This is a genomic window from Microbacterium sp. T3-8 (assembly GCF_055398145.1).
On the sequence record NZ_AP027918.1, the window covers coordinates 3,440,311 to 3,457,766 of the forward strand.

General features: G+C 68.7%; 17 protein-coding genes. 12 read left to right on the forward strand and 5 right to left on the reverse strand.

The features are described 5' to 3' along the window. Positions 1-29: 29 nt before the first annotated feature. From ACZ5Y9_RS16540 to ACZ5Y9_RS16550, 3 genes are all read left to right on the forward strand, one after another. The gene (locus ACZ5Y9_RS16540) at positions 30-1,499 is read left to right on the forward strand and encodes a peptide MFS transporter (RefSeq protein WP_464471884.1); all 1,470 of its coding nucleotides are present in this window, start codon (positions 30-32) and stop codon (positions 1,497-1,499) included. Between the two features lie 70 nt (positions 1,500-1,569). Beyond that, positions 1,570-1,983, forward strand: coding sequence for a VOC family protein (locus ACZ5Y9_RS16545; RefSeq protein ID WP_464471885.1), 414 nt, complete (start codon positions 1,570-1,572; stop codon positions 1,981-1,983). A gap of 151 nt (positions 1,984-2,134) precedes the next feature. Beyond that, positions 2,135-3,472, forward strand: a complete 1,338-nt coding sequence (locus ACZ5Y9_RS16550) for an MFS transporter (RefSeq protein ID WP_464472754.1) — start codon at positions 2,135-2,137, stop codon at positions 3,470-3,472. A 25-nt stretch (positions 3,473-3,497) separates the two neighbouring features. Here ACZ5Y9_RS16550 and ACZ5Y9_RS16555 read toward each other — a convergent pair whose 3' ends face one another. The 4 genes from ACZ5Y9_RS16555 to ACZ5Y9_RS16570 form a co-directional block, all read right to left on the reverse strand. Then, positions 3,498-3,893, reverse strand: a complete 396-nt coding sequence (locus ACZ5Y9_RS16555; RefSeq protein WP_464471886.1) for a hypothetical protein — start codon at positions 3,891-3,893, stop codon at positions 3,498-3,500. 32 nt (positions 3,894-3,925) lie between these two features. Then, positions 3,926-4,861 (reverse strand): serine hydrolase, encoded by a 936-nt coding sequence (locus ACZ5Y9_RS16560; protein WP_247633718.1) that lies wholly within the window; start codon positions 4,859-4,861, stop codon positions 3,926-3,928. 111 nt (positions 4,862-4,972) lie between these two features. Continuing rightward, entirely contained in the window at positions 4,973-6,937 is a 1,965-nt protein-coding gene (locus ACZ5Y9_RS16565; protein ID WP_464471887.1) for a M13 family metallopeptidase, read from the reverse strand. A 65-nt stretch (positions 6,938-7,002) separates the two neighbouring features. Continuing rightward, complete coding sequence (locus tag ACZ5Y9_RS16570; protein WP_464471888.1) at positions 7,003-7,563, reverse strand: DnaJ family domain-containing protein; 561 nt, start codon at positions 7,561-7,563, stop codon at positions 7,003-7,005. Between the two features lie 217 nt (positions 7,564-7,780). Here ACZ5Y9_RS16570 and ACZ5Y9_RS16575 point away from each other — a divergent pair, with 217 nt between their 5' ends. Both ACZ5Y9_RS16575 and ACZ5Y9_RS16580 read left to right on the forward strand, forming a co-directional pair. Next, complete coding sequence (locus ACZ5Y9_RS16575) at positions 7,781-9,103, forward strand: MATE family efflux transporter (RefSeq protein WP_464471889.1); 1,323 nt, start codon at positions 7,781-7,783, stop codon at positions 9,101-9,103. A 47-nt stretch (positions 9,104-9,150) separates the two neighbouring features. Beyond that, positions 9,151-10,044, forward strand: a complete 894-nt coding sequence (locus ACZ5Y9_RS16580) for a hypothetical protein (protein ID WP_464471890.1) — start codon at positions 9,151-9,153, stop codon at positions 10,042-10,044. On the opposite strand, the gene ACZ5Y9_RS16585 is transcribed toward ACZ5Y9_RS16580, so the two are convergent. After that, the gene (locus tag ACZ5Y9_RS16585) at positions 10,045-10,674 is read right to left on the reverse strand and encodes a TrmH family RNA methyltransferase (RefSeq protein WP_464471891.1); all 630 of its coding nucleotides are present in this window, start codon (positions 10,672-10,674) and stop codon (positions 10,045-10,047) included. Between the two features lie 70 nt (positions 10,675-10,744). On the opposite strand from ACZ5Y9_RS16585, the gene ACZ5Y9_RS16590 reads away from it, so the two are divergent. The 7 genes from ACZ5Y9_RS16590 (at position 10,745) to ACZ5Y9_RS16620 (ending at position 17,456) form a co-directional block, all read left to right on the forward strand. Further along, on the forward strand, positions 10,745-12,043 hold the full coding sequence (locus ACZ5Y9_RS16590; RefSeq protein ID WP_247624387.1) for an Nramp family divalent metal transporter: 1,299 nt from the start codon (positions 10,745-10,747) through the stop codon (positions 12,041-12,043). A 36-nt stretch (positions 12,044-12,079) separates the two neighbouring features. Beyond that, on the forward strand, positions 12,080-12,379 hold the full coding sequence (locus ACZ5Y9_RS16595; RefSeq protein WP_247624386.1) for a hypothetical protein: 300 nt from the start codon (positions 12,080-12,082) through the stop codon (positions 12,377-12,379). A gap of 42 nt (positions 12,380-12,421) precedes the next feature. Further along, complete coding sequence (locus ACZ5Y9_RS16600) at positions 12,422-13,054, forward strand: metal-dependent transcriptional regulator (protein WP_247624385.1); 633 nt, start codon at positions 12,422-12,424, stop codon at positions 13,052-13,054. Between the two features lie 393 nt (positions 13,055-13,447). Then, positions 13,448-15,256: an alpha/beta hydrolase gene (locus ACZ5Y9_RS16605; RefSeq protein ID WP_247624383.1), complete on the forward strand. Its 1,809-nt coding sequence runs from the start codon at positions 13,448-13,450 to the stop codon at positions 15,254-15,256. After that, a complete protein-coding gene (locus ACZ5Y9_RS16610) occupies positions 15,244-15,918 on the forward strand; it encodes a hypothetical protein (protein ID WP_464471892.1) in 675 nt (224 codons plus the stop codon). The genes ACZ5Y9_RS16605 and ACZ5Y9_RS16610 overlap by 13 nt, the downstream gene beginning before the upstream one ends. A 35-nt stretch (positions 15,919-15,953) precedes the next feature. After that, a complete protein-coding gene (locus ACZ5Y9_RS16615; protein ID WP_464471893.1) occupies positions 15,954-16,580 on the forward strand; it encodes a hypothetical protein in 627 nt (208 codons plus the stop codon). 63 nt (positions 16,581-16,643) lie between these two features. Beyond that, positions 16,644-17,456 (forward strand): HAD-IIA family hydrolase, encoded by an 813-nt coding sequence (locus ACZ5Y9_RS16620; protein WP_247624381.1) that lies wholly within the window; start codon positions 16,644-16,646, stop codon positions 17,454-17,456.

Here is a 17,456-nt window from a genome sequence, read left to right on the forward strand (position 1 = left end):
GCACAGGCCTCGAGGACTACCGTCTAACCATGAGTTCGACCGCCCAGACCCGCCCGCCCCGCGACGAGAACACCCGCTTCTTCGGGCAACCGTGGGCGCTCGTGCACGTGTTCGGCGTGGAGATGTGGGAGCGGTTCAGCTTCTACGGCATGCAGGGCATCCTGCTCATCTACCTGTACTACTCCGTGACCGAGGGCGGCCTCGGCATCCCGCAGGCGGTCGCCGGCGGAATCGTCGGCGCGTACGGCGGCTCGGTATACCTGTCGACCATCCTCGGCGCCTGGCTCGCTGATCGTCTCTTCGGCTCGGAGCGCGTGCTCTTCGTCAGCGCGATGGTCATCGTCGCCGGGCACCTCGCCCTCGCCCTGTTGCCGGGGCTGCTCGGCGTCGGGGTCGGCCTGATCCTGGTGGCGCTCGGCTCGGGCGGGCTCAAGGCCAACGCGACCTCGGTGGTCGGCACCCTCTACTCCCCGGAGGATGTGCGCCGGGATGCCGGCTTCTCGCTCTTCTACCTCGGCATCAACCTGGGCGCGTTCCTGGGGCCCATCCTCACCGGCATCCTGCAGTCGACCCTCGGGTTCCACTACGGATTCGGGTTGGCGGCGATCGGCATGACGCTGGGTCTCGTGCAGTACGCGTTCGGCCGCCGCGCCCTGCCCGACGAGGCGCGGCGCGTGCCGAACCCGCTGCCCGCGGCGCGCTATCCGATGGTCGCCGTCGTCGGCCTCGCCGCCGTCGCCGTCATCGTCGTGCTGGTGCTGCTCGGCGTCATCCGCGCCGACAACCTCGCGCCGATCGTGATCGGTGTGACCGTCGCCGCCGCGATCGCGTACTTCGCGGTGATCCTCTCGAGCCGCCGCATCGACGCCACCGAGCGCTCGCGCGTGTGGGGCTTCCTGCCGTTGTTCGTCACGAGCGTCGCCTTCTGGTCGCTCTACCAGCAGCAGTTCACGGTGCTCACGGTCTACTCCGACGAGCGTCTGAACCGCGACCTCTTCGGCTGGGAGATGCCGGTCTCGTGGGTGCAGTCCATCAACCCGGTCTTCATCATCATCCTGTCGGGCGTCTTCGCCGCGATCTGGACCCGCCTCGGCAAGCGCCAGCCGTCGACGCCGGCGAAGTTCGGCCTCAGCGCGATCATCATGGGAGTCGCTTTCCTGCTGTTCCTCCCGTTCGCGGGCGGCGGGCCGAACTCCACGCCGCTGCTGGCCATCGTCGGCATCCTGTTCGTGTTCACCGTCGCGGAGCTGCTGCTGTCGCCCGTCGGTCTGTCGGTGACGACGAAGCTCGCCCCGAAGGTCTTCCACACGCAGATGGTGGCGCTGTTCTTCCTCTCTGTCGCGCTCGGCACGGCGATCTCGGGCTGGCTCGTCGGGTTCTACAACCCCGACGACGAGGTTCCGTACTTCTCGATCCTGGGCGGCATCGCGATCCTCGTCGGCATCGGACTGCTGCTGTCGATCAAGCCGGTGCTGAAGCTCATGAAGGACGTGCGCTGACGCGCGGGCTTCCGGATGCCGGTCGCAGACGCCGTTCCGGATGTCGGATGCCGGTGACAGACTCGCCCGCATGGAACAACGCGTCAGCTTCATCACTCTCGCCGTGTCCGACCTCGCGCGCACCCGCGCCTTCTACGTCGACGGGCTCGGATGGGAACCGATGTTCGCGGGCGACGATGTGCTGATGCTCCCGATCGGCGAGCGGCTCATGCTGTCGCTGTGGTCGATCGAGGGCTTCACCGCCGAGATCGGCGAGGCCCCGGCATCCGGCGTCGCCCCGATCACGCTCGCCCACAACCTCGCCACCCCGGCCGAGGTCGACGCGGTGCTCGCCGAGGTCGCGCTGCTGGGTGTGCCGGTGAGCGCGGGGCGCGAACGCGCGTGGGGCGGGTACTCCGGGTATTTCTCCGACCCCGACGGCTTCCGCTGGGAGGTCGCGGTCAACCCGGGCGAGACGGGTGATTTCGTGCTGCCGCCGCGATAAGCGGCTCCCGACGACCCTCGCCCCTCTCAGACGCCGATAGCCTGAGTCGGTGGGAGCGAACGACGACAAGGCCAGACGACGACTCTCACGGAACACCCCGCGGTGGGCGATCGTCGCAGTGCTCGCGTTCGCGGGCCTGTGCTCGTCGTTCATGTTCACCCTCGTGGTGCCGCTGCAGGCCGAGCTTCCGGCGCTGCTGAACTCCTCGCGTGAAGACACCACCTGGGTCGTCACGATCACGCTGCTCGTCGCCGCCGTCGCAACGCCGATCTCGGGCCGCCTCGGCGACATGTACGGCAAGCGCCGCGTGGCGATCGTTCTGCTCGCCCTGCTGATCGTCGGGTCGCTGATCGCCGCCCTGTCGGGCTCGATCATCGGCGTGATCATCGGGCGCGGACTGCAGGGTGCGGTCACGGGTGTGGTGCCGCTGGGCATCGCGATCATGCGCGACGTGCTCCCTCCCGAGCGCCTCGGCACCGCGGTCGCCCTCATGAGCGCGACGATGGGCGTGGGCGGCGCGCTCGGCATGCCGATCGCCGCGTACCTCGCGGTGAACGCCGACTGGCACGCCCTGTTCTGGCTCGCCGCCGCCCTCGGCGCGGTGGGGCTGCTGCTCATCTTCTTCGTCGTCCCCGAAGACGTGCTCCGCTCCCCCGGTCGTCTCGACGTACTCGGTGCGATCGGCCTCGCGATCGGCCTGACCGGCATCCTGCTCTTCGTATCGCGCGGGGCGGAGTGGGGCTGGACATCGCTCCCGACCCTCACCTGCATCATCGGCGGACTCGTCGTGCTGCTGGTCTGGGGCTGGTATCAGCTGCGCACGACCGATCCCCTGCTCGACCTGCGCGTCGCCGCACGCCCCGCCGTGCTCTTCACGAACATCGCCGCGATCGGCATGGGGTTCGCGCTCTTCGCCTCGAACGTGACCTTCCCGCAGATGCTCGAGATGCCCGCCGGCACCGGCGCCGGCTTCGGCCTCGACATGATCTCGGCCTCGCTCGCGGTCATGCCGGCCGGTCTCGTGATGATGGTGATCTCGCCGCTGTCGGGCTGGCTCGAACGCACCGTCGGTCCGCGCCCGCTCTTCACGGTGGGCGCCGCGGCCATCGTGCTCGCCTACGTGTTCGTGCTGCTGCTGTCGAGCGAGGTGTGGCACATCCTCGTCGGCAACCTGCTCATCGGCGTCGGCATCGGATTCACCTTCGCCGCGATGCCGATGATCATCATGCGCTCGGTTCCGGCGAACGAGACCGGCGCCTCCAACGGCCTCAACGCGCTCTTCCGCTCGGTGGGCACGTCGAGCGCCTCGGCCGTCATGGGCGGGGTGCTCGCGGCGATGAGCATCGACGTCGACGGCGTCGCGGTGCCGACGCACGATGCGTTCCAGGTGTGCTTCTGGTTGGCGATCGCCGCCGGCATCGTGGCCCTGGTGCTGTCGCTCTTCATCCCGAAGCAGCGCGCCGCCGAACAGCATCCGTCGCTGCCCTGAGCGGGCTTCCCTCCCGGAGAGCGGGTCAGAGGGTGCGCGGATCGGGGTCGTCGGCGCGGGGCGGGCGCAGGCGGCTCGGGATCGGCCACGGCAGCTCGAACCGCTCGGTCGGCGGACGGGTGACGTCACCGAAGTCGTCGACCTTTACCACGATGCGCCCCGGCACGCCGTCTCGATCGGGGGTCACTTCGACGATGCGCACCCGCAGCGGGCGATCGGCTTCGGCGTCGAGCATCCACGGATCGGCGAGCCAGGCGATGCCCCGCTCTTCGAGGGCAGCCTCGGCGTCGAGCCAGTCGGTGGGAGCGGACGCCGGGCGCCCGAGCACATCGACGGCCAGCCAGTCGTCGCCCGCCGGGTGGATCCAGCCGAGCAGCTCGCCGTCGTCACGACGGTGCGGGGTCCAGTCGGGTCGCGTCATCCGACGAGCCTAGCGAGGGGCCCTTCTCGGGGTCAGTGCGTGTACTCCATGAGTTCGACTCCGAGCACGCGGAACGCGTCGTGGGCGCGCAGCCGGTGGGTGATCGAGAGGTCGTCGAAGCAGACGATGAGCGAGTAGGCCACCCCCGCGCGCGGGCCGGCGAGCACGCCCGCCTCGGCGCGCACGCCGCGGTCGCGCCCGGTCTTGTTGACGAAGAGGAGGCCGTGCGCGTCGTGGTCGTGCGCGAACGGATCGAGACCGGTGGATGCCGCAACCAGGCTCAGATCCTGGTTGAGGCTGAGCCACTCCGACACGCGGGCGCTGACCGCTGCGTCGACGACGGCGGAGTTGACGAGGGCCGAGAAGAGACCCGCGAGCTCGCGGGTGGAGCCGACGGCCACCTGGGGGGCATCATCGGGCCCGCGCTTGTCGCGGAACCGGTCGAGCACGGCCGTGCGTCGCAGCCCGAGCGCTTCGATGCGTCCGCGCACCCGGTCGTGGCCGACCTTGCGGAGCAGGGCGTTGACGGCGATCGGGTCTCCGGCGGTGGCGGCGAGTACGGCGAGGTCTTCGAGCGGCAGCGCCGGAGCGTGCAGGTGCCGCCACAGCCCCGAGGTCGAGACCTCGTCGACGCTCGATCGGTCGATGATCTCGAGCGGGTCGAGAGCGCCGCTCTCGAATCCCGCCGCTACCTCGATCAGGAGCGGCACGACACCGAGTCCGGCCACCGGCATGGTGACGTGGTCGTCGCCCGCGAGCACGTGCACGTGGCTGTCGAGATCGACGACGTGCACCGAGACCTGGGCTCCGGAATCGACCAGATTCTCGAGGGCGCCGAGCGTCGCGGTGAAGGAGCGTCGGCCGACGGCTGCGCGCCGGGGGCTGCGCCTGCTGGGGCGCTGCGAGCGACGCAGCACCGCGTTCGAGCCGTCGACAGGCTCGGGAATCGAGGGTTGGGGGGAGCCCACGCGTGATCCTTACCGGGGGGATGGATGGCGGGATGCCGAGGGGCTCGTCCCCCGCGGCAGGGCTATCGTAACCCCGCCGCGTGGGACGGCCTCACAGACTCCGGTGATTGGTCACCAGATCGTCACGCGTGCGTCTTCTGCAAGCCACAGAGCATCGCCGGAGGTCACGTCGAACGCCTCGTAGAACGCGTCGATGTTGCGCACGATCTGGTTGCAACGGAACTCGTTGGGCGAGTGCGGGTCGATCGTGAGCAGACGCAGCGTCTCGGCATCGCGGCTCTTCTGCTGCCACACCTGCGCCCAGGAGAGCAGCAGGCGCTGCACACCCGTGAGCCCGTCGATCACGGGCGCCTCGGCCCCGTTCAGCGAGAGCTCGTAGGCCTTCAGCGCGATGCCGAGACCGCCGAGGTCGCCGATGTTCTCACCGATCGTGAGAGCGCCGTTGACGTGGTGCTCGGCATCGAGCCCCTCGGGCACCAGCGCGTCGTACTGCGCGATGAGGGCCTTGGTGCGCTCCTCGAACGCCGAGCGGTCGGCATCCGTCCACCAGTCCTCGAGGCGACCGTCGCCGTCGTAACGGCTGCCCTGGTCGTCGAAGCCGTGCCCGATCTCGTGACCGATCACGGCGCCGATCCCGCCGTAGTTGGCGGCCGCGTCGCGGGACGCGTCGAAGAAGGGGTACTGCAGGATCGCGGCCGGGAACACGATCTCGTTCATCGAGGGGTTGTAGTAGGCGTTGACCATCTGCGGCGGCATGTGCCACTCGGTGCGGTCGATGGGCTTGCCGACCTTGTCGATGTTGCGGTCGTGCTCGAAGGTCGAGGCCCGGCGCACGTTGCCGAAGAGGTCGTCGCGGTCGATCTCGAGGGTCGAGTAGTCGCGCCACACCTCGGGGTGCCCGATCTTCGGGGTGAAGGAGTCGAGCTTCGCGAGCGCGCGCTCGCGCGTCTCAGCTGTCATCCACTCGAGCTCGGTGATGCTCTGCCGGTAGGCCTCGATGAGGTTCGCGACCAGCTCGTCCATCGCGGCCTTGGCCGTCGCCGGGTAGTGCCGCTCGACGTAGACCTTGCCGATCGCCTCGCCGAGAGCACCCTCGGTGAGCGAGACGCCGCGCTTCCACCGCTCACGGAGGGTGGGCACGCCGGTGAGCTGGGTGCCGTAGAAGGAGAAGTTCTCCTCGACCAGGTCGTCGGTGAGGTACGCCGCGGCGGCGTGCACGACCTTGGCGCGCAGCCACGCCTTCCAGTCGTCGAGGCGCTCGGCGACGAGCAGCGTGCCGAGGCCCTCGAAGAAGCTCGGCTGCGAGACGACGACCTCGTCGAAGGCACTCGGGTTCGACGGGGTGACCGCCTCGCGCCACGGCGTCAGATCGACCCCGGCGAGCTCCTGCAGCTCATTCCAGGTCTTGAGGTTGTAGGTGGCGACCGCGTCGCGGCTGCGCACGTTGTCCCAGTGGTGGCCGGCGAGCTCGGTCTCGAGCGCGATCGCACGATCGGCGTTCGCCGCGGCATCCGTGATTCCCGCCAGCGCCAGCAGGCGCTCGAGGTGCGCGCGATACGCCGCACGCGTCTCGGCGAAGGTGTCGAGACGGAAGTAGCTCTCGTCGGGGAGCGAGAGCCCGGCCTGCACCAGCACCGGCACGTAGCGCTCGGGGTTGCCGGGATCGCCGTCGACGTAGAGCCCGATCACGGCGGCGCGGCCGTCGCGGTCGTAGGCGCCGACGGTGCGCAGGAAGGAGGCGACATCGTCGATCGCGTCGATCTCGGCCAGGGTCTCGGCGAGGGGCGCCGTGCCGGCGGCGGCGATGCGCTCGGTGTCCATGAAGCTCGCGAAGAGGTCGCCGATCTTGCGCGCGAGGGTGCCGGGCTCGGCATCCTGCGACTCCTCGATGATGGCTCGAACGTCTTTCTCCGCCTGCTCGGCGAGCAGGTGGAACGATCCCCAGCGAGCCTTGTCGCCGGGGATCTCGGTGCGGTCGAGCCATGCGCCGTTGACGTGGCGATAGAGGTCGTCCTGCGGGCGGATGTCGGAGCTGAACTCGTCGAGGGCAAGGCCCGAAGGAAGCGCATCAGTCATACGCTCCACCCTAGGACGCACCCCCGACATCGTGTCCAGGGCCGGTGCGATTCCGTCACACCGCGTCAGCGTCTGCGCAGTCCGAATCGCCGTCGCCTCGGGGTCTCTGAGGCGTTCGCCGCCGCGGCCGCCGCCCGCTCGGCACGGCGTCGCGCCCACGCCTCGACCTCGACCTCCACGTCGCGTGGCTCGGTGACGACGGGCGGTCCGCCCTGGAGCTGCCGACGCGCCTCGCGCACGCGACGGTTGAAGTCCTCGAGCACGGAGCGCACGTCGGCTTCGCGCCCGAGCAGATCGAGCTCGGCATCCAAGCCCCGATCCTCCGTGCGCAGCAGCAGCGCGGGCGGTCCGAGACCGGTGAGGTTCTCGGTCTCGATCTTCCGGCGGATCCACCAATCGGGATCGTGATGGTCGCCGAGCCCCTCGAGCGGCTTGCCGGCGCCCGGCAGATCGTCGAAGTCGCCGCGTCGGATGGCGACCTGGATCGCCGTCTCGATGAAGGCGGCGCGATCGGCGGCCGCGGCGATGCCCGGCGCCGCGCCCTCCTCGTCGCCGATCTCATGACCGTGGCGACGCGCCTGCTGCCGCGCCCGATAGCGTGCGGCCTCCTCACGGGGATCCGTCATGACGCTCCGATCTGCTGCATCCGATCTCTCCCAGCCTACGACCGGCATCCGCCCGGGTCGCGGGATCGTCGCGACCGCACGTTCGGGAGGAGATCTCCTGCAACGCAGGATGCTTCCGCGATAACGATCCTCCGTTCCGTGAGTTCTCCTCCGTCACTCGCGCGGATCGCCCCCGACCGGGCGTCACCATGCCGGCAGCGGCCAATAGGCTCGGAGGATGACAGCGCGCCGCTCCCTCAACCGAGAGATCCTGCGGCTCGCCGTCCCCGCGCTCGGTGCGCTGATCGCCGAGCCGGCGTTCCTCATCGTCGACGCCGCTCTCATCGGCCACCTCGGCACGACGCCCCTCGCCGGCCTCGGCATCGCCGGCGCCGTGCTGCAGACGATCGTCGGCCTGATGGTGTTCCTCGCCTACTCCACGACGCCCGCCGTCGCCCGCCGTTTCGGGGCCGGACAGCCGGGAGAGGCCGTCAGCGTCGGCATCAACGGCATGTGGCTCGCGCTCGGACTCGGTGCGGTGCTCGCGGTGGTCGGCGCCGTGTCCTCCCCCTGGCTGGTGTCGCTCTTCGGCGCGAGCGAGGCGGTCTCCGCGCAGGCCAACGACTACCTCGTGATCTCGATGTGGGGCCTGCCGGCCATGCTCATCGTGTTCGCGGCCACGGGCCTGTTGCGCGGCCTCCAGAACACGATGACGCCGCTCTGGATCGCGGGCCTCGGCTTCGGCGCGAACGCGCTGCTCAACGTGCTCTTCATCTACGGGCTCGGGTGGGGCATCGCCGGGTCCGCCGCGGGCACGGTCACGGCCCAGTGGGGCATGGTCGGCGCTTACGTACTGGTCGTGCGGCGGCTCGCCGCGAAGCACGACGCCTCGCTGCGGGCGCAGCGCGACGGTCTCACGAGCACCGCGAAGTCGGGCGGATGGCTGTTCCTGCGCACCGTGAGCCTGCGTGTCGCACTGCTCGCCACGGTCGCCGTCGCGACCGCGGTCGGCACCGACGAGCTGGCCGGTTGGCAGATCGTCTTCACGATCTTCTCGGCCGCCGCCTTCGCACTCGACGCGCTCGCCATCGCCGCACAGGCTCTGATCGGCAAGGAGCTCGGCGCCGGTGACGAGCGGCAGGTGCAACGCGTGCTCGGGAGGACGGTGGCGTGGGGTGCCTGGTTCGGGGTGATCGTGGGCGGTGCGATCGCCGCGCTCTCGGGCGTGCTGGGGATCGTCTTCACGGGGGATGCCGAGATCGCCGCCCTCGTGCAGCCCGCGCTGCTCGTGCTCGCGGTCGCGCAGCCGATCGCCGGCGTCGTGTTCGTGCTCGACGGGGTGCTCATGGGCGCGAACGACGCCCGGTACCTGGCGCTCGCGGGAGGGCTCACCCTGGTGCCGTTCCTGCCGACGCTGTGGATCATCTCGGTACTCGGCGTCGATGGATCCGCAGGACTCATCTGGCTGTCCGTCGCCTTCTTCGGCGTCTATCTGCTCGCACGACTCGCCACGCTCGGCTGGCGCGTGCGCTCCGGACGATGGATGACGGCCGGCGTCTGAGCGTGACACTCTGAGGCTTCCCGAACGACGAGGAGAAAGGCGGGGGCGTGAACGATCTGCACGAGTGGCCGGGCGACTCCACCACGGTGGAGCAGTGGATGCGGGATTCCCTGCGCCCCGATCCCTCCGAGTTCGAGATCCACGGGATCGATGACGTGCGCATATCGAGCAGCGTCGACGGCGACGACCTCGAACGGCTCGTCGTCGACGGCACCGGGGTCGCACTCCGGTTGCGGGTACCGAAGCACGACTCCGCGCCCGGGGCATCCGCCCCGCCCGCGGCATCCGCCCCGTCCGCGACTCCCGACATCGTCGAACGACGTCGGGGCACGGCCCGCACCGTGCGGATGCTCGCGCGCCCCGTCGAGATCGAGGGCATCCCGCTCACGATCGATGTGCAGCTCGACGATGCGCCGATCGAATGGCAGGTCTCGGCGTCGCCCGTCGTCGCGCGCCGACCGGAGAGCCGCTACGCCATCGTTCTCGCCGACGACGGCGAGGGCATGCGCGGATCGTTCCTCGCCTCGATGGCCGCCGACGACCTCACGCCGCTCCTCACGGCGATCCTCCGCCCGGCGCTGAAGGCCGGGGGCGCGCGCTTGCGTCATCTCGCGGTCACCGCCGCGCAGGACGGCACCGACGGCATCCGCATCGATGCCGCCGCCGGCGTGCGCTGGCGTCTGATCGGGGCGTCCGCCCGGGGCCGCGCGCGCATCGGTGTCGAGCCCGACGGCGTGGTCACCGTGCGTGATCTGCGGGTCGGGAGCAGGAACCCGTTCGTCGCCCTCGCGCTGCGCGCCGCGCGCAAGAGGATCCGCGCCGAGATCGGGCGACGACACGACCTGAACGAGAGCCTGACCGCCGACGGCATGCGGCTTCGCCTGCACGACCTGCGCGTGACGGTCGGAGACGAGATCCGCGTCAGCGCTCGACTGGGGTGATCAGTCCGCGTACCGGCGGCACCACTCGTACATGATCACGGCCGCCGCGGCGCTCGCGTTGATCGAACGCGTCGACCCGTACTGGGTGATCTCGATGTGGGCGGATGCCGCGGCGAGCGCCTCCGCCGACAACCCCGGACCTTCCTGACCGAAGAGCAGCACGCAGCGTTCGGTCAGTTCGGCCTTGTCGACCGGCACCGAACCCTCGACGTTGTCGACGGCGACGATCGGCATGCCCTCGGCTGCCGCCCACGCCGCGAACGTCTCGATGTCTTCGTGGCGCACGACGTGCTGATAGCGGTCGGTGACCATGGCGCCGCGCTTGTTCCACCGGCGGCGTCCGATGATGTGCACGGTGTCGGCGAGGAACGCATTGGCGCTGCGCACGATCGACCCGATGTTCATGTCGTGCTGCCAGTTCTCGATGGCGACGTGGAACGGATGCCGATGCGTGTCGAGTTCGGCGACGATCGCCTCCATCCGCCAGTACCGGTAGCGGTCGATGACGTTGCGGGTGTCGCCGTGCTCGAGGAGCTCGGGGTCGTACTCCTCACCGGTCGGCCACTCAGAAGCCCCTCCGGGCCAGGGCCCGACGCCGTGGGTGGTGCGCTCCGGCGTCTGCTCGTCCATCCCGCCAGGCTATCCCTCGCGGCACCCGGAAGATATTTCGGTGTGCCTAAATATCCGCTAGGGTTTCGGTGTGCCTAAAAATTCCTCGCTGATCGACGCCCCGGCCACCCGCACCGCGCCACCGCGCAGCCTCTGGTTGCTCGGCCCCGCGCTCGTCGCCGGTGTCGCCTATCTCGACCCGGGCAACGTTGCCAGCAACATGACCGCGGGCGCCCAGTACGGCTACCTGCTCGTCTGGGTCGTGGTCGCGGGAAACGTGATGGCCTGGCTGATCCAGTACCTGTCGGCCAAGCTCGGCGTCGTGACCGGCCAGAGCCTGCCCGAGGTGCTCGGGTCCCGCCTGCGCAACCGCTGGGCCCGGCGCTCCTACTGGTTACAGGCCGAGCTCGTCGCGATGGCGACCGACCTCGCCGAGATCATCGGCGGCGCGGTCGCCCTCAACCTCCTCTTCAACGTGCCGCTGCTGCTCGGCGGGTTCATCACCGGCGCGGTCTCGATGATCCTGCTCACGGTGCAGAACCGCCGGGGCGCACGTCCCTTCGAGTTCGTGATCATCGCGCTCATGGCGATCATCACGATCGGCTTCGTCGCGGGTGTCTTCGTCGCACCGCCGGACCCGGCGGGTGTCGTCGGCGGCCTCGTCCCCCGCTTCGAGGGAACCGGATCGGTGCTGCTCGCGGCATCCATCCTGGGCGCCACGATCATGCCGCACGCCATCTACGCGCACTCCGCCCTGAGTCGCGACCGGTTCGGCGCCAATCCCCGTCTGGCACCCGCGGATGCCGCGACCGAGGCCGCGCGCACCGAGCCCTCGCGCATCCGCCGCCTGCTCACCGCCACCCGCTGGGACGTCACGATCGCGATGATCATCGCGGGCTCGGTGAACCTCGGCATCCTGCTGCTGGCGGCGGCGAACCTCGCGGGCGTTCCGGGCACCGACTCGCTCGAGGGTGCGCACGCCGCCCTGGCCGCGGGACTCGGTCCGGTGGTCGCCACATTCTTCGCCGTGGGGCTGCTCGCCTCCGGTCTCGCCTCGACGTCCGTCGGTGCGTACGCCGGAGCGGAGATCATGCACGGCCTGCTGCACGTGCGCATCCCGCTGCTCGCGCGCCGACTGATCACGCTGATCCCCGCTCTCGTGATCCTGGGGCTCAACGTCGATCCGACGCTCGCGCTGGTGCTCAGCCAGGTGGTGCTGTCGTTCGGCATCCCGTTCGCCCTCATCCCCCTGGTGGCGCTCACGGCGCAGAAGCGCACGCTGGGAGTGTGGGCGAACCGCGCCTGGACGACCGTCGCCGGGGTCGTCGCCTCGGTGCTGCTGATCGCGCTGAACGCCGCCCTGCTCTGGCTGGTGCTCACGGGGGCCTGAACCGCAGGCGCCCGGGGCGCGGATAGGCTCGATGTCATGTCTGCCGACACCGCCCGCCGCAACGTCCGCCTCCTCAGTTGGATCGGACTCGCGACCGGACTGCTCGGGGGCGTGCTGGTCGCCTTCCCGACCGTCATCGGCCTGGCCAGCCCGTGGGTGCAGCTCGCGCTCGGCATCGCGACGCTGGTGCTGGCGTTCCGCGCCCGCAAGATCGGCATCGCCGAGGTTCCCGACTACGACGGGCGCCTGTCGCTCGCCGGGGCGATCCTCGGATTCCTCGTGATCTTCTTCGCCGGTCAGGCCGCGTTCGGCATCCTGGTCGCCGTCGCGAACTGACCCCGGCCCGGGTCGCTGGGTGGCCTCACCTAAACTGGTGCGGTGGCATCCCCGGCAGCAGACGACTACCTGAAGACGGTGTACGCGCACACCGAGTGGCAGGACGCCCCGATCACCCCGTCGGTGCTCGCCGGCAAGCTCGGCATCGCCCCCTCGTCGGTCACCGAGATGGTGAAGAAGCTGGCCGCGGCCGGCCTCGTCTCGCACGTGCCCTACGGCGCGGTGCGCCTGACGGATGCCGGAACCCGCCGCGCCCTCGCGATGGTGCGCCGCCACCGGCTGATCGAGACGTGGCTCGTGCAGGAGTTCGGCTACGGCTGGCACGAGGTGCACGACGAGGCCGAGGTGCTGGAGCACACCATCAGCGACCGGCTGCTCGAGGGCATCGATGCCCGCCTCGGGCGCCCGCGTTTCGACCCGCACGGCGATGCGATCCCGGACGCCGACGGCCACGTCGAGCGCGTGCCGTTCGTGCTGCTGGCGGATGCCCCGACCGGTCACACCGGCACGGTGCTGCGCGTCGACGACCGCGACCCGGAGCTGCTGCGCGCCCTCGAATCACTCGGCCTCGACGTGTCGTCGACCGTGCGGGTGACGGCATCCGGCGTCGAGATCGACGGCGCCGAAGTGGAGCTGCCCGACGGTGCGGCCGAGGTGGTCTGGCTCGCGGCCTAGGGCGCGTACGTAGTTTCCACATACTTTCGTTCAGGGAGCGAAACAACCTTTCGACGCTTGTACGATTCGAGCAAACCGGGGGGTTAGTTCTTTGACACAGGATTTCAGCGTCACGCAGTTCGTGCTGTCGACTCAGCGCACGGAACTCGAGGTGTCGGCGCGAGAGCTCGACAACAAGATGGTGGCAGCACACTCATCGGAGACGGGCGTTCGGACGCCCCTCGGCCGTACGACTCTTCGCGAGCTGTTAGAGGGGGCCGTTGGTGAAACACGCGCCCTCGTGCAGCTCGGACAAGACGACATCATGAGCATCGCAGGCCGGATCATGACGCTCGAGACGCAGACGGCCGATCTCGATCTTCGACTCGGTGCAGGCTGGGAGGATCTCCCGCTGTGACCGCGTCACCCAAGGGCTACCCGTTCGAGAGCATCGACTACGACGTGGGCCAGATGAACACCCTTCACGGCCACCTCGAAGACGCGATCGACGAGGTCGAGAGCATGCAGCTCGTGCTGCGAAACCTGACCGACAATCTCGAAGGTCACGGCCAGGCGCTCGACAGGGTGAAGAGCATGGCGAGCGATGTCGCCGCGCAGTTCACTCCCCCGACCGCACGCATCCGACGGATTAAGGGAGTCGTACTCAGGTACGGCCAGGCCGTCGAAGCTCACGGCGGGAAGGCGAATCAACTGATGGTCGACGTCACGGCGGCGCAGACCGCGCTCGATTCCGCGCATACCGAGGTCGTTCTCGCTGAGACCGAGTTGAGTACCTGGACTCGCAGCGACGACTACCGTTCATGGAGCGCGGGCGAAGAGACCGCGACGTCGTCTTCCACTCTGCTCTCGCGCGACGACCGCTTTCGCGAAGCCGTCACGACGGCCCAGGGTACGCGCGATCGCGCTGCCGAGGACCTCGCGGATGCCTGGACGGCGTGGGAGAAGGAATTCGAGGCCTGGGACGATGCGTATGCGCGTGCCGTCGCCTCACTCGCTCGCGTGGATGGCGGGTACGTCAGCACCGCAGATGCCCCCTCGTTGGCTGCGCTCGCGGATGCCGACAGCCCGGAAGAGGTCGCGGCCATCTGGGACTCGATGAGCGAGGCGGAGCGCGCACGCATCGCGGCGTCCTACCCGGAGTTCATCGGGAACCTGGATGGGATTCCGTACGAGTACCGGATCGCCGCCAACGTCGCGGTGCTCGAAGAGGCAAGCAAGACGTCCTGGGGCGAGCCTCGGGATGGGGAGATCGCAGCGTTGCTCTCCGAACTCAAAGACCACGGTGGCGTGCCGATCTCCCTTAACCTCTTCGACAAGAATCAGGGAACTGCGGCGATGCTGTATGTCGACGGATTTTCCTACGATCGCAGTCAGTTCATTGATCCGTTGACAGGGATCACGAACGTGAATGTGCTTCTTGGCGGAATGCTGACGGAACTCGGCCAGTTTGGAAACTGGGGAGACTCGGCTCGCGACTTCAACGATGCCATCAGAGACCAGGGCGGAAGGAGCGCAACGATCGTGTGGTTCGGTTACGACACGCCGAACTATGAAACGGTGGGACTCATGGATCAAGCGATCACCGGGGCCGAATCGCTCACCACGTTCTTGCGCGGCCTCGACCACGCAGCACCACGAGACGCGGTCACCACCGTGGTCGGGCATTCGTATGGCAGCACGACAGCGTTCCTCGCCGTCGGCAGCGCCATCGACAATCTCGGGGTCGACAACCTGATCGCCGTAGGCTCGGCCGGAGTGACGGATCGGCCTTTGGGCGACGACCCTGATGCTCATGTCGACTACTCGGGGACGAATATCTACGCCTCGACGTCTCCGGAAGACATGTGGGCGAAGAAGGGGCGCTGGATCTCGGATGCTGCCGGCCCGTTGCCGGGAGGCTCCCACGCCATCGATCCAGGCAGCATCGACGGTGCCGTCTCCTTTGACTCGAACGGGGGCTACGGTCCGAACCTCGATGGCTCGGAGCCGACACCCGAGCATCACGACGGCATCCCCCTATTGCAGACGCCGGGGCACGGCACACACAGTGAAGGCGACGCGCCGATCGGGTTCACGGGCTTCCCCGGCGGCTACCTGGAGGAAGGATCGGAGTCGTTCGCAAACATTGCGAACATCATGGCGAGCGGTCAACCTCTCACAGAGTCCGGCGGATACGGCAGCGACGACTGGTGGCTGTGGTGACCCACATGACTTCACCACTTCGAAGGATTACGGCGGGCGCACTGCTCGCGGTGACGGGAATGATGACGATGACCGGATGCGGCAGCGAACCGATACCTACTGGCGATGCGTTGTACGCGGAGGCCGAGCAGACCTATTTCGACTATCGAGGCCTGGTGAACGAGCTTCAGCTCGCTCTTCACGACGGCACGTGGGAGGTCGGCCAACTGGGCTCGTACGGCATGCAGCCGCTGCGTTGCGACAACGGAAACGGCTATTACTTCAGTCTGCACCGCAACGTGGTCTTGGACGGAGACAAACGTCAGGACTACGCCGACCTCGCGGAACAGTTCCTCGCCGAACAAGGCTTCTCCCCCGCCCGTGGAACGCTAGGGGCAGACGACCACGACGGCCAACTGATCCAGGTCGTTGTCCGCGATGAGGGCGACTTCGCGATGCTACTCGTCGAGTTCCGCAAGAACGGCAACATCGGAATCAGCGCCGACACCCGCTGTCGCCCGGGCGACTCGTACGAACTCTCAGACCTCCTCTTCGGCGGCGTGTATCTCAGCGAGGGCTATCTACCGATCGATACCGAATCCCCGTCCGACCCCCTGTTCTTCGGCATCACCCCCGGCGACCCTCAGTTCGTACGTAACCCCTCCCCCGCACCAACGCCGTGAACGCCGGTCGACGGACTCGCGGCGGGCCCCTGCCCATGGCAGGAATCCAGGCCCTCACCGGCATCCTCCTCTTGACCTCGTGCACTTCTCCCACGCCCGCCCCGACCGGTGATGATCTGTTCGCGGATGCGGAGAAGACGTACATCGAGTACCGAACGCTCGTCAACGGCGTCCAGTCCGTGCTCTCGTCGGGCCCGTGGATCGTGGGGCAGCTTGGCGAGTACGGCATGCAGCCCAGTCGCTGCGACAACGACACCGGCTACCAGTTCAGCCTCGGTCGCCTCCTGCGCCTCGATGTCGCCGACCGCGACAGCAACGCCGACGCTATCGAGCAGCAGCTCCTTGACATCGGCATGACACCCGGACGCCGCACGCTGGGCGAGGGGGCAAAGTCCCTCATCCAGATCGAAGCACGCGACGAACAAGGGCTCGAACAACTCCTCATCGAGTTCGGCTCCAACGGCACCGCCGTCGTCTCCGCCACCACCGCCTGCCGCCCCGGCGACGCGTGGGAGCTAGGCGATCTCCTCTTCGGTGACGAAAACCTCGGCCTGGGATACCTCCCGATCGATACCGAATCCCCGACCGACCCCCTGTTCTTCGGCATCACCCCCGGCGACCCCCAGTTCGCCCGTAAGCCATCCCCCACTCCGACCCCCTGAGCGCTCGAGACGCCGGCGCAACATGCTCAGGCGCGCGCAACCCGCTGGCTCTAGGCTGAGCACATGGGACAACACCGCGACGACATCGAATGCTGGCTGACCGACATGGACGGCGTTCTCGTGCACGAGAACACGGCCATCCCCGGCGCGTCCGAGATGCTCGCCGGGTGGGAGCAGAACGAGATCCCCTACCTCGTGCTCACGAACAACTCGATCTTCACCGCGCGTGACCTCTCTGCCCGTCTGCGCGCGAGCGGCCTGGTGGTTCCCGAGGAGCGCATCTGGACCTCGGCGCTCGCGACGGCCGACTTCCTCGCCCAGCAGCTGCCCGGCGGTTCGGCGTTCGTGATCGGCGAGGCCGGCATCCTCACCGCCCTGCACGAGGCCGGGTTCATCATGACCGAGACCAACCCCGACTTCGTCGTCGTCGGCGAGACCCGCAACTACTCGTTCGAGGCGATCACCAAGGCGATCCGCCACATCATCAACGGCTCGCGCTTCATCGTCACCAACCCCGACGCGACCGGCCCCAGCGCCGACGGCGTGCTTCCGGCGACCGGGGCGATCGCGGCGCTGATCACGAAGGCCACCGGCAAGGAGCCCTACGTGGTCGGCAAGCCGAACCCGATGATGTTCCGCTCGGCGCTCAACAAGATCGGCGCGCACTCGAAGAAGACCGGCATGATCGGCGACCGCATGGACACCGACATCGTCGCCGGCATCGAGGCGGGCCTGCACACCGTGCTCGTGCTCACCGGCATCAGCGACCAGGCCGAGATCGAGAAGTACCCGTTCCGTCCCGACGAGATCGTCGACTCGGTCGCCGACCTGCTGCCCACGGTCACCTCGTCGATCCCGACGCTCGACGAGGACTGA

What these genes read in the sequence shown, in the direction of transcription:
- ACZ5Y9_RS16540 (WP_464471884.1), top strand. Translation starts at nt 30, where the DNA reads ATGAGTTCGACCGCCCAGACCCGCCCGCCCCGCGACGAGAACACCCGC.
- ACZ5Y9_RS16550 (WP_464472754.1), top strand. Translation starts at nt 2,135, where the DNA reads ATGTTCACCCTCGTGGTGCCGCTGCAGGCCGAGCTTCCGGCGCTGCTG.
- ACZ5Y9_RS16595 (WP_247624386.1), top strand. Translation starts at nt 12,080, where the DNA reads ATGTCTGCCGACACCGCCCGCCGCAACGTCCGCCTCCTCAGTTGGATC.
- ACZ5Y9_RS16545 (WP_464471885.1), top strand. Translation starts at nt 1,570, where the DNA reads ATGGAACAACGCGTCAGCTTCATCACTCTCGCCGTGTCCGACCTCGCG.
- ACZ5Y9_RS16615 (WP_464471893.1), top strand. Translation starts at nt 15,954, where the DNA reads ATGGCAGGAATCCAGGCCCTCACCGGCATCCTCCTCTTGACCTCGTGC.
- ACZ5Y9_RS16620 (WP_247624381.1), top strand. Translation starts at nt 16,644, where the DNA reads ATGGGACAACACCGCGACGACATCGAATGCTGGCTGACCGACATGGAC.
- ACZ5Y9_RS16555 (WP_464471886.1), bottom strand. Translation starts at nt 3,893, where the DNA reads ATGACGCGACCCGACTGGACCCCGCACCGTCGTGACGACGGCGAGCTG.
- ACZ5Y9_RS16575 (WP_464471889.1), top strand. Translation starts at nt 7,781, where the DNA reads ATGACAGCGCGCCGCTCCCTCAACCGAGAGATCCTGCGGCTCGCCGTC.
- ACZ5Y9_RS16565 (WP_464471887.1), bottom strand. Translation starts at nt 6,937, where the DNA reads ATGACTGATGCGCTTCCTTCGGGCCTTGCCCTCGACGAGTTCAGCTCC.
- ACZ5Y9_RS16570 (WP_464471888.1), bottom strand. Translation starts at nt 7,563, where the DNA reads ATGACGGATCCCCGTGAGGAGGCCGCACGCTATCGGGCGCGGCAGCAG.
- ACZ5Y9_RS16585 (WP_464471891.1), bottom strand. Translation starts at nt 10,674, where the DNA reads ATGGACGAGCAGACGCCGGAGCGCACCACCCACGGCGTCGGGCCCTGG.